Origin of the sequence: Chromobacterium haemolyticum (assembly GCF_002081825.1) — a bacterium.
Taxonomy (GTDB): Bacteria; Pseudomonadota; Gammaproteobacteria; order Burkholderiales; family Chromobacteriaceae; genus Chromobacterium; species Chromobacterium fluminis.
The window spans coordinates 34855-49464 of the sequence record NZ_MUKU01000007.1; the positions used below are offsets into that span (position 1 = coordinate 34855).

A 14610-nucleotide genomic window follows, 5' to 3' on the forward strand; every position below is an offset into this window, starting at 1 on the left:
AACCAAGTCAATCACAACCATCATTGAGCCGCACGCTTGACAGAACCCCAAACCATGCATATCGCATCTTTGCAGTCTGTGCCTGCACGGCTGACGCCGCAGTCGGGCTGCGCTAAAATAGCGCCGACTCTCCAAAAGCCCCGCCGCGCGCGGGGTCGAAACATTAATCAGGGATGCTCTGGCGCCCGCGCGCCCTTGATCCGCGGGCAAAGGCCACGGCATCCTGTTGTCCATTCATAAGAGCCCACAGCCAATGAGCACGCCACAGCACACCCCGATGATGCAGCAATACCTAGCCATCAAACGCGAACACGCCGACAAGCTGGTTTTCTACCGCATGGGGGACTTCTACGAACTGTTCTATGAGGACGCGGAGAAGGCGGCGCGCTTGCTCGACATCACCCTGACCACCCGCGGCGCCAGCGGCGGCAACCCGATCAAGATGGCCGGCGTGCCCTATCACGCCGCCGAAGGCTATCTGGCGCGCCTGGTCAAAATGGGCGAATCCGTCGCCATCGCCGAGCAGATTGGCGACCCGGCCTTGTCCAAAGGGCCGGTGGAACGCAAGGTGGTGCGCATCGTCACCCCCGGCACCCTGACCGACGCCGCTTTGCTGGACGACAAGCGCGACAACCTGGTGATGGCGGTGAACATGGTCAAGGGCGTGCTGGGCCTGGCCTGGCTATCGCTCGCCAGCGGCGAGTTCAAGGTATTGCAGACCCGGGTGGACGACCTGCACAGCGAGCTGGAGCGCTTAAAGCCCGCCGAACTGGTGATCCCGGACGACACCGGCCTCAATGTGTTCGAAACCGTGGCCACGCCCAAGAAAAAGCTGCCGCCGTGGCAGTTCGACATCGAGTCGGCGCAGATGACGCTGACCCGGCACTTCGGCACCCGCGACCTCGCCGGCTTCGGCGCCGACACCCTGCCGGTGGCGGTGGGCGCCGCCGGCGCGCTGCTGGAATACGTCAAGACCACCCAGAGCGTGAATCCAGCCCACATCGCCAACCTGGCGGTGGAAGACGCCGGCGAGCTGATCCGCATGGACGGCGCCACCCGCCGCAATCTGGAGCTGACCGAAACCATACGCGGCGAGCCGTCTCCGACGCTGGCTTCGCTGCTGGACGGCTGCGCCACCAGCATGGGCAGCCGTCTGCTGCGCCATTGGCTGCATCACCCCATTCGCAGCCACGGCAAGCTGGCGCGCCGGCTGGAAGCAGTGCGCGCCCTGCTGCCGGCCTACGACGACGCCCACGCCCAGCTGCGCGAAGTGGCGGACATCGAACGCATTACCGCCCGCATCGCCCTGCGCAGCGCCCGTCCGCGCGACCTGGCCGCGCTGCGCGATTCGCTGAAGGCGTTGACCGGTGTCAAACGGCTGGCCGCCGATCTGGACGCAGAACTGCTGGGCGAACTGGCGCGCCTGCTGCCCGACGATTCCCCAGTGGAAACCATGCTCAGCCAGGCCATCCTGCCCGAACCCTCCACCTTCCTGCGCGACGGCGGCGTGATCAATCACGGCCTCAACGCCACGCTGGACGAGTTGCGCGCGATCCAGACCGACTGCGGCGCCTTCCTGCTGGCGCTGGAAGCCCGCGAAAAAGAACGCACCGGCATTCCCACGCTGAAAGTCGAATTCAACCGTGTGCACGGCTTCTACATCGAAGTCACCAAGGCCCAGGGCGACAAGGTGCCGGACGACTACCGCCGCCGCCAGACGCTGAAGAACGCCGAGCGCTACATCACGCCGGAACTGAAGGAATTCGAAGACAAGGCCTTGTCGGCGCAGGACCGCGCGCTGGCGCTGGAAAAGCAGTTGTACGAAGACCTGCTGGACCAGCTGGCGCCTCACATCCCGGACCTGAAGCTGATCGCCCAGGCGGTGGCGGGACTGGACGTGCTGTCCGCCTTCGCCGAGCGCGCCAGCGTCAACAACTACGTGGAGCCGGAATTCGTCGCCGAACCACGGCTGGAAATCATAGAAGGCCGCCACCCGGTGGTGGAGGCGGAGGTGGAGCGCTTCATCGCCAACGACACCCGGCTGTCCGATACCCGCAAGCTGCTGCTGATTACCGGCCCGAACATGGGCGGTAAATCCACCTATATGCGCCAGAACGCGCTGATCACACTGATGGCGCACGTCGGCAGCTTCGTGCCGGCCCAACGAGCGGTGATCGGGCCGATAGACCGCATCTTCACCCGCATCGGCGCCTCCGACGACCTGGCCGGCGGCCGCTCCACCTTCATGGTGGAAATGACCGAAACCGCCAACATCCTCAACAACGCCTCCGAACACTCGCTGGTGCTGATGGATGAGGTGGGCCGCGGCACCTCCACTTTCGACGGCCTGGCGCTGGCCTGGGCCATCGCCAAGGCGCTGATAGAGAAGAGCCGCGCCTATACGTTGTTCGCCACCCATTATTTTGAGCTGACCAGCCTGGAAAGCGAGTACCCTAGCGTCGCCAACGTTCATCTGTCCGCCGTGGAGCACAAGGACCGCATCGTGTTCCTGCACCATGTGGAGGAAGGCCCGGCCAGCCAGAGCTACGGCCTGGCAGTGGCCCAGTTGGCCGGCGTGCCCGGCAAAGTGATCCGCGAGGCGCGCCGTTATCTGACTGAATTGGAGAACCACTCCGCCAGCCGCGTGCAGCCCGACCTATTTATCAGTTTACCCGCGACGGCAACTGTGGAACCTGAACCGAATCCGGCAGTCGAACGCCTTCTGGAGGTCGATCTAGACGATCTCTCGCCACGGGAAGCCCAGGCTCTGCTCTACGAATTAAAGAAACTGGCCAAATGACCAGGCCAGACCCGGGGACGTTTCCTATATTACTAGAAGGTAACATCCGAGACAGGAGCAACAACAATGTCGCTTGAAAACACTGCCACCGCCCCGGGCCTGGTCACACTGTTCAGTCAGGTCACGGACGATGGAAGCATTGCCCTTTCCTCCATCCGCGAGCGGGCCAACCTCGAATTGTCCAGCTTCGCCGAACTGGCGAGCCAACAATTGCAACAACTGGACATCAGCATGCCGCCTGCGATCAGCTTGATCAGCACGCCGGCCTGCCAGTTGGACTTGGAAAACAACCACCCGCATGCCGAGGAAATTCGGGTCTGGTTGCAGGGCAATGACAACATCACCCGAAAATTCAAGGAAGTGGAAGTGCTGTACGAGATCGTGCGCGCCGCGGAAAGCATAGGCGAAACCTTCCCGGAAAGCTCAACCTTCCACATCGGCTTAACCAGCGCCGGGCCTATCGCCTACTTCGAGGACAGCCACCGCGCTTAAACGCTGGCACGGCCATGTCGCCCGCGTTCAACACCCAAGACGGGGAAGCGAAAGCTTCCCCGTCTTTCTTGCTTTAATCTTCCCGCGGCAAGACCGCCCGCTCCCGCCGGTAAAAACGCGGATAAGCGTTGATGAAACGCATCTCCTCCGGATAGGGGTAAAAATCCTCGATGTGGCCGGCGCGGACGCGGCGCTGGCGCAGCTGCCAAAACTCGGGACTCAGCAAATCCCGGTGATGGCGCAAAAAGACCTGCCTGACCTCGGCGTCGCCCAACAGAAAAACGCCGAACTCCTCGGGAAACACATCGTTGCGCGCCACCGGGTACCAGACCTCGCCGGACATCTCCATTTCCGGGTTTGGCGCCTCTGGAATTCGCCGGAAATGGCAGTCGCTCAGGTATTCGATCTCGTCGTAATCGTAGAAAATCACCCGCCCGTAACGCGTCACGCCAAAGTTCTTGAACAGCATGTCGCCTGGGAAAATATTGGCCGCCGCCAGCTCCTTGATCGCCAAGCCGTAATCGCGCACCGCCCGGGCCTTCTCCGCCGGTTCGCAGCTCATCAGGTAGAGATTCAACGGCTTCAGCCGCCGCTCAATGTACAGATGCTTGATCACCACTTGCTCCGCGCCCTCCTCCATCATCGACGGCGCCTGCTCACGCAGCTCCCGTAGTAATTCTTCGGTGAAGCGCGCCTTGGGAAACGCCACATTGGAAAACTCCAGCGTATCCGCCAGCCGCCCCACTCGGTCATGGCGCTTCACCAACTGATACTTGGCCTTCACCGTGGCCCGGTCCGCCTCCTTGGGTCCGCCGAACACGTCCTTGATCAGCTTGAACACATAGGGATAGGACGGCAGCGTGAACACCAGCATCACCAAGCCGCGGATGCCGGGCGCGATAACGAAGCTGTCGTTGGAATGTTTCAAATGCTGGATGAAGTCGCGGTAGAAGGTGTTCTTGCCCTGTTTCTGCAGCCCCAGCATGGTGTAGAGCTCGGCCTTGGTCTTGCCCGGCAGCATGCCTCGCAGGAACTGCACATAAGCGGACGGCACCTCCATATCCACCAGGAAGTAAGCACGGCTGAAGGAGAACAGTATGCCGATGCGCCAGGGTTCCAACAGCATAGTGTCCAGGTATAGCCCGCCCAGCTCATCGTGCAACACCGGGACGGCGAACGGATAGTGCGCGCCGCCGTTGATCACCTTGCCGAACACATAAGCGGTCTTGTTGCGGTAGAACGGCGACGACAACACCTGGATCTGACAATTGGCCTCCGGCTGCGGCCAGCGCCCCTCCAGAAAGGACTCCGCCTGCCGCAACAGCAGCGCGACGTCCCGGCGCAGCCGGGTGAACGGCCGCCGCCAACCAAAGTCCTCGACGATGCGCCGCAAGGCCTGCCGCAGGCCGTCGCGCGCCGGGTAATAGCTGCGGTAGGACGGCGGGTCTGACTCGATGTACTCGGTGGAGATCGCCGGCCGAATGAAGATGAAATCGTTGTTGAAGTAATCGCGGTGCAAGATGCGGGTGAACACGGAATTGAAGAAGGTTTCCGCGCACTCCGGTTGCTTGTGATTGGCCAACAGGCCGATGAAGTAAAGCTTGGCCTGCTGCCAGATCTCGTCGTCCAGCAGATCGGCGTGGAATTCGCCATGCAGCCGCACTACGGTTTCCGCCACCCGTTCGTCGTAGAACTGGATGCGGTCGCGCACCGCCTTTTGCACCCCTTGCCAATTCCCGGACTCGAACAAATCCTTGGCGCCGAGATTGCACTCGCGAAACAGGCGGTAATGCTTGTCGAAACCATCCACCAGCACCTGCGCGATATCGCGCGCCACCGGGTTGTAGTACTCGGGAATCTGCATGCGCTCACCCTCTGGGTCGCCAACGGCCGCGCCCTCGCTCAGGGCTTGCGCGGGCCTCCGCGCCGGAAACCGCCGGCGCCGCGCGGCTGCGCGCCGGGCTTGGCGATGCGCTGAGCATGCGACACCCGCGGCAAATCCGCAAGATCCACCTCCAGCTCGCGCATCTCCCCCGGCTGCAGACCGTCCAGCGTCCACGGCCCTATCGCCGCCCGCACCAGGCGCAGCGTCGGCAACCCCACTTTGGCGGTCATGCGCCGCACCTGGCGGTTCTTGCCCTCGCTGATGACGATCTCCAGCCAGCCGTCCGGCACCGTTTTGCGAAAACGCACCGGCGGCGTGCGCTCCCATAGCGCGGGCGCGTCCATGCGCCGCGCCTGCGCCGGCTGGGTAGTGAAATCGCCCAGGTCGACGCCGCGGCGCAATTGCTCCAGCTGTTCCTCGCGGATCAGCCCCTCCACCTGCACCCAATAGGTCTTGGGCAGCTTCCAGCGCGGATTGGCGATGCGGTGTTGCAATTCGCCGTCGCCGGTCAAGAGCAGCAAGCCTTCGCTGTCGGTGTCCAGCCTGCCCGCCGGATACACGCCCGGCAAGGGCACGCAGGACTTGAGCGTCGGATGCTTGGGATGCTCGGAAAACTGGCAGATGACGCCGTAGGGCTTGTTGAGCAGGATGAGTCGGGACATGGCATGAAGAACGGCGAGAAAAGAATGAGGCGAATGATACAAGAGCCGGCCGCCGCGCGCCGCAAGTTTACCGGCGAAGGCGCTCCGTGCGCGGCCTATAATTCGCATTCGAACCGCCGCCGCGCAGTTATCAAGCATAAAAGTTCAAATGCGCAGCGAGCCAAGCGCGCGCGGAGAGGTATAATTCGCTTTTGAAAATTGCCCGAGAGTCTCCGGATCGTGTTCAGGCCGCGTCGTCTGGGCCGCCATCCGCCTTTCCAAGGTCTTTCCATGCGCCGGCAGCGCCCTGCGCAATCGTTCTGTCGTCACAAGATAAAAGGAGATAGAGTAATGCCTTCGGAACAGCCCAAAATCATCTACACACTGACCGACGAAGCGCCGGCGCTGGCAACCAGCGCCTTTCTGCCGGTCGTGCAAGCCTTCGCCGGCTCCGCCGGCATTGAAATCGCCACCGCGGACATTTCGCTGGCCGCGCGCGTCCTGGCCGAATTCCCCGACTATCTGGCCGACGAACAGAAAGTGCCGAACACGCTGGCCGAACTGGGCAAGCTGACCCAGCACCCCGACACCAACATCATCAAGCTGCCCAATATCAGCGCCTCCGTGGCCCAATTGATCGCCTGCGTCAAAGAACTGCAGGCCAAGGGCTACCCGCTGCCGGACTATCCGGAAAACCCGGCCTCCGACGCCGACAAAGCGATCAAGGACCGCTACGCCAAATGCCTGGGTTCCGCGGTGAACCCGGTGCTGCGCGAAGGCAACTCCGACCGCCGCGCGCCGCTGGCGGTGAAGAACTACGCCAAGAAGCATCCGCACTCAATGGGCGAATGGAAGCAATGGTCGCAGACCCACGTCTCCCACATGCACCACGGCGACTTCTACCACGGCGAAAAGTCGATGACGCTGGACAAGGCGCGCGACGTGAAGATGGAACTGACCACCAAGAACGGCCAGACCATCGTGCTCAAACCCAAAGTCGCGCTGCAGGCCGGCGAGATCATCGATTCCATGTTCATGAGCAAGAAGGCGCTGTGCGACTTCTACGAGCGTGAAATGGAAGACTGCCGCGAATCCGGCATCCTGTTCTCCCTGCACGTCAAAGCCACCATGATGAAGGTGTCCCACCCCATCGTGTTCGGCCACTGCGTCAAGATCTACTACAAGGAAGCCTTCGAAAAGCACGGCAAGCTGTTCGAGGAGTTGGGCGTCAACGTCAACAACGGCATGGCCACCCTGTACGAGAAGATCGAAACCCTGCCGGCTTCCAAGCGCGAAGAAATCATCCGCGATCTGCACGCCTGCCAGGAGCACCGTCCGCGCCTGGCCATGGTGGATTCGGCCAAGGGCATCACCAACTTCCACTCGCCCAACGACGTGATCGTGGACGCCTCGATGCCGGCGATGATACGCACCGGCGGCAAGATGTGGGGCGCCGACGGCAAACCGTACGATGCCAAGGCCGTCATGCCGGAATCCACCTTCGCCCGCATTTACCAGGAGATGATCAACTTCTGCAAATGGCACGGCAATTTTGATCCCAAGACCATGGGCACCGTGCCCAACGTCGGCCTGATGGCGCAGAAGGCCGAGGAGTACGGCTCCCACGACAAGACTTTCGAAATCCAGGAAGCCGGCGTCGCCAACATCGTCGACCTCGCCACCGGCGAAGTGCTGCTGTCGCAGAACGTCGAGCAAGGTGATATCTGGCGCATGTGCCAGGTGAAGGACGCGCCTATCCGCGACTGGGTCAAGCTGGCCGTCACCCGCGCCCGCAACTCCGGCATGCCGGCGGTGTTCTGGCTGGACCCGTACCGCCCGCACGAAAACGAGCTGATCAAGAAGGTGCACGCCTACCTGAAGGATTACGACACCAGCGGCCTGGAAATCCACATCATGTCCCAGGTGCGCGCGATGCGTTACACCCTGGAGCGCGTGGCGCGCGGCTTGGACACCATCTCGGTGACCGGCAACATCCTGCGCGACTACCTGACCGACCTGTTCCCCATCATGGAACTGGGCACCTCGGCCAAGATGCTGTCCATCGTGCCGCTGATGGCCGGCGGCGGCATGTACGAGACTGGCGCGGGCGGCTCCGCGCCCAAGCACGTGCAGCAATTGCTGGAAGAAAACCATCTGCGTTGGGACAGCCTGGGCGAGTTCCTGGCGCTGGCGGTGTCCTTGGAAGAGCTGGGCATCAAGACCGGCAACGGCAAGGCCAAGGTCTTGGCCAAAACGCTGGACCTCGCCACCGGCAAGCTGCTGGACGAGAACAAGTCCCCGTCGCGCCGCACCGGCGAGCTGGACAACCGCGGCAGCCAGTTCTACCTGACCCTGTACTGGGCCCAGGCGCTGGCTGAACAGTCCGACGACAAAGAGCTGCAGGCCCGCTTCGCCCCGCTCGCCCAGAATCTGGCCGACAAGGAGCAGAAGATTCTGGACGAGCTGAAGGCAGTGCAAGGCAAAGCGGCCGACATCGGCGGCTACTACCATCCCGACGCGGCCAAGTGCGGCGCGGTGATGCGCCCGAGCGCCAGCTTCAACGCCGCGCTGGCCGCCGTGCTCGGCTAAGCCCCTCCCTGTCCCGGCGGGAACTTCCCGCCCGACAAAGCGCCAAGACATCTGTCTTAGCGCTTTTTTTTGCGCCGTGCCAGCGGCGCCGACGGCAAGCTTTTCACGATTTTTTCATGGATAATCAAAATACGGGCTTGCCCAGCGGTGTGCCGTCGCGCACACCACCCTCAGGAGAAAAAGCATGAGCGTCACCCATATCAAGGTTCCGGCAGACGGTGAGAAGATTACCCCCGGCCGGCCGGCGCCCGATCATCCGATCATTCCTTTCATCGAAGGCGACGGCATAGGCGTGGACATCACCCCTGTGATGATCAAGGTGATAGACGCCGCGGTGGCCAAAGCCTATGGCGGCCGGAAGAAGATTCATTGGATGGAAGTGTACGCCGGCGAAAAATCCACCCGGCTCTACGGCCCGGATGAATGGCTGCCAAAAGAAACCTTCGACGCGTTGAAAACGTATTCGGTGTCCATCAAAGGCCCGATGACCACCCCGGTGGGCGGCGGCATCCGTTCGCTGAACGTGGCGCTGCGCCAGGAGCTGGACCTGTACCAGTGCGTGCGGCCGGTGCGTTACTTCAAGGGCGTGCCCTCGCCGCTGAAACAGCCGGAGCTGACCGATATGGTGATCTTCCGAGAGAACACCGAAGACATCTACGCCGGCATAGAGTGGCAAGCGGGCAGCGACGCCGCCAAGAAAGTAATCGCCTTCCTGCAGGACGAAATGGGCGTGAAAAAGATCCGCTTTCCAGAATCCTCCGGCATCGGCATCAAGCCGGTGTCCAAGGACGGCACCGAACGCCTGGTGCGCGCCGCCATCCGCTACGCGATAGACAACGACCGCAAGAGCGTGACCATCGTGCACAAGGGCAACATCATGAAGTACACCGAGGGCGGCTTCCGCGACTGGGCCTATACCCTGGCCAAGGACGAGTTCGGCGCGACGCCGATCGACGGCGGCCCGTGGTGCGCGTTCAAAAACCCGAAGACCGGCCGCGACATCGTGGTCAAGGACACCATCGCCGACGCCTTCTTGCAGCAAATCCTGCTGCGTCCGGCCGAATACGACGTGGTCGCCACGCTGAACCTGAACGGCGACTACATCTCCGACGCCCTGGCCGCGCAGGTGGGCGGCATCGGCATTGCGCCCGGCGCCAACATCTCGGATCAATACGCGGTGTTTGAAGCCACCCACGGCACAGCGCCCAAATACGCGGGCCAGGACAAAGTCAATCCCGGCTCGCTGATCCTGTCCGCGGAGATGATGTTGCGTCACCTAGGCTGGAAGGAGGCCGCCGATCTGGTGATCAAGGCGATGGAAGCCGCCATCGCCCACAAGCAGGTGACCTATGACTTCGCCCGCCTGATGGACGGCGCCGTAGAAGTCAGCTGCTCCGCCTTTGGCGACGCGATGATCGCGCGCATGTAGCCATTGGCCACGGCCATGAGAAAGCCTGCGTCACCGCGGGCTTTTTGATTTGGGGACCCGGCCTCAACGCCGCAGGTAATCGACGAAGGCGTAAGCCAGGCCGTCGGCGCTGACATGCGCCTCGCGGCTGTCCTCGCGCCAGAGTTCGGCGGACACCTCGGGGAAATGGGCGTCGCCCGAATACTCTCCGGCGATCTCGGTCAGCCGCAGGCAGTCCGCGCTGGCGATCGCCTGGCGGTACAACTCGGCGCCGCCGATCAAACACACTTCCTCCACCTCGCCGGCCAGAGCCAGCGCCTGCTCCAACGAATGCGCGGCTTCCGCGCCGTCGGCGCGCCAGTCCGCTTGGCGCGTCACCACGATGTTGCGGCGGCCCGGCAAGGGCCGGCCGATCGAATCCCAGGTCTTGCGGCCCATGATCACCGGCTTGCCCAGCGTCACCGCCTTGAAGTGCTTGAGATCCTCCGGCAGATGCCAAGGCAAGCGGTTGTCTATGCCTATCACCCGCTGGGCAGCCATCGCCGCCACCAGGGTCAAGCGCGGCTTCCCCGCCGCCATCATACCGCCACCGTCGCTTTGATGTGCGGGTGCGGGTCATAGCCTTCCAGTTCGAAATCCTCGAACTGGAAGCCGAAGATGTCCTTGACCTGCGGATTGAGTTTCAGCGTCGGCAAGGCGCGCGGCTCGCGCGACAGCTGCAGCGCGGCCTGCTCCAGATGGTTGCTGTACAGATGCGCGTCGCCCAGCGTGTGGACGAAATCGCCCGCCTTCAGCCCGCACACTTGCGCCATCATCATGGTCAGCAAGGCGTAACTGGCGATATTGAAGGGCACGCCCAGAAAGATGTCGGCGGAGCGCTGATAGAGCTGGCAGGACAGCTTGCCGTCGGCCACGTAGAACTGAAACAGGCTGTGGCAGGGCGGCAGCGCCATCTCATCCACCAGCGCCGGGTTCCAGGCCGACACGATCAAGCGGCGCGAATCCGGATTGCTCTTGATCATCGCCACCACATTGGCGATCTGGTCGATGTGGCGGCCGTCCGGCGCCGGCCAGCTGCGCCACTGGTAGCCGTAGACCGGCCCCAGATCGCCGTTTTCGTCGGCCCACTCATCCCAGATCGATACGCCGTTTTCCTTCAGATAGCGGATATTCGTGTCGCCGGACAGGAACCACAGCAGTTCGTGGATGATGGAACGCAGATGGCATTTCTTGGTGGTAATCAGCGGAAAGCCCTGTTGCAGATCGAAGCGCATCTGGTGGCCGAATACCGAACGGGTGCCGGTGCCGGTGCGGTCGGACTTGTCGTGGCCATGTTCCAGCACATGGCGCATCAGGTCGAGATACTGTCGCATTGTGTTCATTCCATCTTTGATGCCGGCCATTGTACCCGACTTGAAGCCGCCTCGGAAAAGCTGGCCCGGCCTCGCCGCTTCGGCTACCATTCTCTTTAAAATCAAGACAGAAGCATGAAACACCGGACATGGCTGAAGATTCCGACCTCGAACGCACCGAACCCGCCACCGCGAAACGGCTGGGCCTCGCCCGCGAAGACGGCAATATCCCCCGCTCCCGCGAACTGACCACCTTCGCCATCACCATGGCCGGCGTGGCGCTGCTGATGGCTCAGGGCGGCCATATCGCCGCCAATCTGGCGCAGACCATGCGCGCCCTGCTCACCTTCGACCAGACCACGGTGCACAATGTGGAGCCGGCGCTGACTCGCTTCAAGGAAACCATTTTCAGCGCGCTGTGGAGCCTGGCTCCGTTGCTGACCGGCCTGGCGCTGGTGGCGCTGTTCGTGCCCATGCTGGTAGGCGGCTGGAATCTCACCTTCAAAGCGATCGAACCCAAATTCAGCAAACTCAACCCGCTGCCCGGCATCAAGCGCATGTTCTCCGTCAACGCCGCCACCGAGGCGCTCAAGGCCATTCTCAAGAGCGTGCTGATCGGCGGCATCGCCACCTGGTTCATCTGGCGCGAGCGCGCCGAGATCATCGGCCTGATTTCCATGCCCCTGCCCACCGGCATCGCCAAGATGACCGATATGATCATCACCACCTTCTTCGTGGTGACTTCGGCGATGATTCTGCTGGTGGCCATCGACGTGCCGTTTCAGCTGTGGAGCTATCACAAGAAACTGCGCATGACCAAGGAAGAGATCAAGCAGGAATACAAGGAAGCCGAAGGCTCGCCCGAGGTCAAAGGCCGCATCCGCCAGATGCAGCGCGAAGCCGCCCGCAAACGCATGATGCAGGAGATCCCCAGCGCCAACGTCATCGTCACCAACCCTACCCACTACGCGGTGGCGATCAAGTACGACGACGGAATGCGCGCGCCGCAAGTGGTGGCCAAGGGCTCGCTCAAGCTAGCGGAAAAAATCATAGACACCGGCAAAGAGCACCACGTCATTGTCATGCGCTCACCCAGCTTCGCCCGCGCGCTGTACTTCCACGCAGAGCTGGGCGACGACATCCCCGCCAAGCTCTACGCCGCCGCCGCCCAAGTGCTAGCCTATGTGTTCCAGCTCAAGAGCTACCAGGACAACGGCGGCCTGGCCCCGGTGTTCCCGGACCAGTTGGACGTGCCCGCCGAACTTGACCCGCAAAGCAAACGCCAGCAAGATGCGACGCCACCATAATGATAAGGTCGACGAACCGATTCGACCGGCTTGAGCCATAAATCCAGCATGGACTCCATACTAGACATACTGAAGCGCTTCAAAGTCACCCAGTTGGCCGGCCCCGTACTCATCATCCTGATTCTGGCGATGATGGTGCTGCCGCTGCCGCCGGTGCTGCTGGACATTTTCTTCACTTTCAACATCGCCGTCTCGGTGATCGTGTTGTTGGTGGGGATCAACGTGCGCAAACCGCTGGACTTTTCCGCCTTCCCCACCGTGCTGTTGGTCACCACCCTGCTGAGGCTGTCGCTGAACGTAGCCTCCAGCCGGGTGATCCTGCTAGAGGGGCACTCCGGGCCGGACGCCGCCGGCAAGGTGATCGAATCCTTCGCCCACTTCCTGATCGGCGACAACGTCGCCATCGGCATCGTGGTGTTCGTCATCATCACCATCATCAACTTCGTGGTGATCACCAAGGGCGCCGGTCGCATCGCCGAAGTGAGCGCCCGCTTCACGCTGGACGCGATGCCCGGCAAACAGATGGCCATCGACGCCGACCTCAACGCCGGCTTGATCGGCGAGGACGAGGCGCGCACGCGTCGCTCCACCATCGCGGAGGAAGCCAACTTCTTCGGCGCGATGGACGGTGCCTCCAAATTCGTGCGCGGCGACGCCATGGCCGGCATCCTGATCATCGTCATCAATATCGTAGGCGGCCTGATCGTCGGCATGGTCCAGCATGATCTGGACGCCGGCGTCGCCGCCAAGACCTACACTCTGCTGACCATCGGCGACGGTCTGGTGGCGCAAATCCCCGCTCTGATCATCTCCACCGCCGCCGGCATCGTGGTGTCTCGCGTGGGCACCGACAAGGACATGTCCGAGCAATTCCTCGGCCAGATGTTCACCAAGCCGCAAGTGCTGTACATCACCGCCGCGGTGATAGGCATGGTCGGCCTGATTCCCAATATGCCGCACTTCTCCTTCCTGCTGATCGCCGGCAGCCTGGGCCTGCTGGGCCGAGTGATGGAGAAGCGCCAGAAAGCCGAGGCGCTGCAGGCCGAGCAGCAACAACAGGCCGCGCCGCCGCCGGAGCACACCACGACGGAAGTCAGCTGGAACGATGTGCAGCATGTGGACCAACTGGGCATGGAAGTGGGCTATCGACTGATTCCGCTGGTGGACCGCAGCCAAGACGGGGAACTGCTGCGCCGCATCCGCGGCATCCGCAAGAAGATCGCTCAGGAGCTGGGCTTCCTGGTGCCGCCCGTCCATATCCGCGACAACCTGGAAATCAAGCCCAACGCCTACCGCATCCTGCTCAAGGGCGTGGAACTGGGCATAGGCGAAGCCTTCATCGGCCAATATCTGGCCATCAATCCGGGCCGGGTCAACGGCGAACTGGCCGGCACCCCCACCACCGATCCGGCCTTCGGCCTGCCCGCGATCTGGATAGACGCCGGCAAGCGCGAAGAGGCGCAGAGCTTGGGCTACACCGTGGTGGACGCCAGCACCGTGGTGGCCACCCACATCTCCAACTTGCTGCAGACCCACGCGGCGGAATTGCTGGGGCGCGAGGAAGTGCAGGCCTTGATCGATCACCAGGCCAAGGAGTCGCCCAAGCTGATCGAAGACTTGGTGCCCAAGGTGGTGCCGGTAGGCACGCTGCAGAAAGTGCTGCAACAGCTGCTGACCGAAGGCATCCATATCCGCGATTTCCGCACCATACTGGAAACACTGGCCGATCACGTGGCCACCACTCAGGACATCGACGAGCTGACCAATATCGTTCGCACCGCCTTGTCCCGCGTCATCGTTCAGCAATTATTCCCCGGCGAGCAAGAATTACCCTTGATGACCCTGGAGCCGACATTGGAAAATGTGCTGATGCAGGCGGTGCAATCCAAGACCGGAGGAGGCCTGGAACCCGGCCTGGCGGAAAATCTGCTGGCCAGCGCCGCCCAGGAAACCGAACAAGTGGAAATTCAAGGGTACAATCCGGTACTCTTGACCGCGCCGGGGCTGCGGCCCTTGCTGGCGCGCTTCCTGCGCCGCGCGCTGCCGCAGCTGCGTGTTATTTCTCATAATGAGATACCGGACAATAAATCAATTCGTATAATTGCTGTAATTGGGGGAAGCAAGGGCTAATCGAAC

Annotated in this window: 10 protein-coding genes; 6 read left to right on the plus strand and 4 right to left on the minus strand. The window is 62.3% G+C overall.

The window, feature by feature from the left end; genetic code table 11:
* Nucleotides 1-253 precede the first annotated feature (253 nt).
* Nucleotides 254-2800 (plus strand): DNA mismatch repair protein MutS, encoded by a 2547-nt coding sequence (mutS, locus tag B0T39_RS06665; RefSeq protein ID WP_081545381.1) that lies wholly within the window; start codon nucleotides 254-256, stop codon nucleotides 2798-2800.
* Nucleotides 2801-2866: 66 nt separating this feature from the next.
* Nucleotides 2867-3292 (plus strand): hypothetical protein, encoded by a 426-nt coding sequence (locus B0T39_RS06670; protein ID WP_081545382.1) that lies wholly within the window; start codon nucleotides 2867-2869, stop codon nucleotides 3290-3292.
* Between the two features lie 73 nt (nucleotides 3293-3365).
* Here the strand turns inward: B0T39_RS06670 and aceK are convergent, their stop codons facing one another.
* A complete protein-coding gene (gene aceK / locus B0T39_RS06675) occupies nucleotides 3366-5156 on the minus strand; it encodes a bifunctional isocitrate dehydrogenase kinase/phosphatase (RefSeq protein WP_081545383.1) in 1791 nt (596 codons plus the stop codon).
* A 38-nt stretch (nucleotides 5157-5194) separates the two neighbouring features.
* Nucleotides 5195-5839: a pseudouridine synthase gene (locus B0T39_RS06680; RefSeq protein WP_081545384.1), complete on the minus strand. Its 645-nt coding sequence runs from the start codon at nucleotides 5837-5839 to the stop codon at nucleotides 5195-5197.
* Nucleotides 5840-6169: 330 nt separating this feature from the next.
* Between B0T39_RS06680 and B0T39_RS06685 the strand changes: the two genes are divergently transcribed.
* Both B0T39_RS06685 and icd read left to right on the plus strand, forming a co-directional pair.
* Nucleotides 6170-8407: an NADP-dependent isocitrate dehydrogenase gene (locus B0T39_RS06685; RefSeq protein WP_081545385.1), complete on the plus strand. Its 2238-nt coding sequence runs from the start codon at nucleotides 6170-6172 to the stop codon at nucleotides 8405-8407.
* A gap of 184 nt (nucleotides 8408-8591) precedes the next feature.
* Nucleotides 8592-9836 (plus strand): NADP-dependent isocitrate dehydrogenase, encoded by a 1245-nt coding sequence (icd, locus tag B0T39_RS06690; protein WP_081545386.1) that lies wholly within the window; start codon nucleotides 8592-8594, stop codon nucleotides 9834-9836.
* 63 nt (nucleotides 9837-9899) lie between these two features.
* Here icd and B0T39_RS06695 read toward each other — a convergent pair whose 3' ends face one another.
* Both B0T39_RS06695 and B0T39_RS06700 read right to left on the minus strand, forming a co-directional pair.
* The gene (locus B0T39_RS06695) at nucleotides 9900-10397 is read right to left on the minus strand and encodes a dihydrofolate reductase (RefSeq protein ID WP_081545387.1); all 498 of its coding nucleotides are present in this window, start codon (nucleotides 10395-10397) and stop codon (nucleotides 9900-9902) included.
* Nucleotides 10394-11188 carry a thymidylate synthase gene (locus B0T39_RS06700; RefSeq protein ID WP_081545388.1) on the minus strand — a complete coding sequence of 265 codons (795 nt, stop codon included), beginning with the start codon at nucleotides 11186-11188 and terminating at the stop codon, nucleotides 10394-10396. Before B0T39_RS06700 ends, B0T39_RS06695 begins: the two co-directional genes overlap by 4 nt.
* Nucleotides 11189-11316: 128 nt before the next feature.
* Here B0T39_RS06700 and flhB point away from each other — a divergent pair, with 128 nt between their 5' ends.
* Both flhB and flhA read left to right on the plus strand, forming a co-directional pair.
* Nucleotides 11317-12474, plus strand: a complete 1158-nt coding sequence (flhB, locus tag B0T39_RS06705; RefSeq protein ID WP_081545389.1) for a flagellar biosynthesis protein FlhB — start codon at nucleotides 11317-11319, stop codon at nucleotides 12472-12474.
* A 48-nt stretch (nucleotides 12475-12522) separates the two neighbouring features.
* Nucleotides 12523-14604, plus strand: coding sequence for a flagellar biosynthesis protein FlhA (gene flhA, locus B0T39_RS06710; RefSeq protein ID WP_081545390.1), 2082 nt, complete (start codon nucleotides 12523-12525; stop codon nucleotides 14602-14604).
* Nucleotides 14605-14610 lie beyond the last annotated feature (6 nt).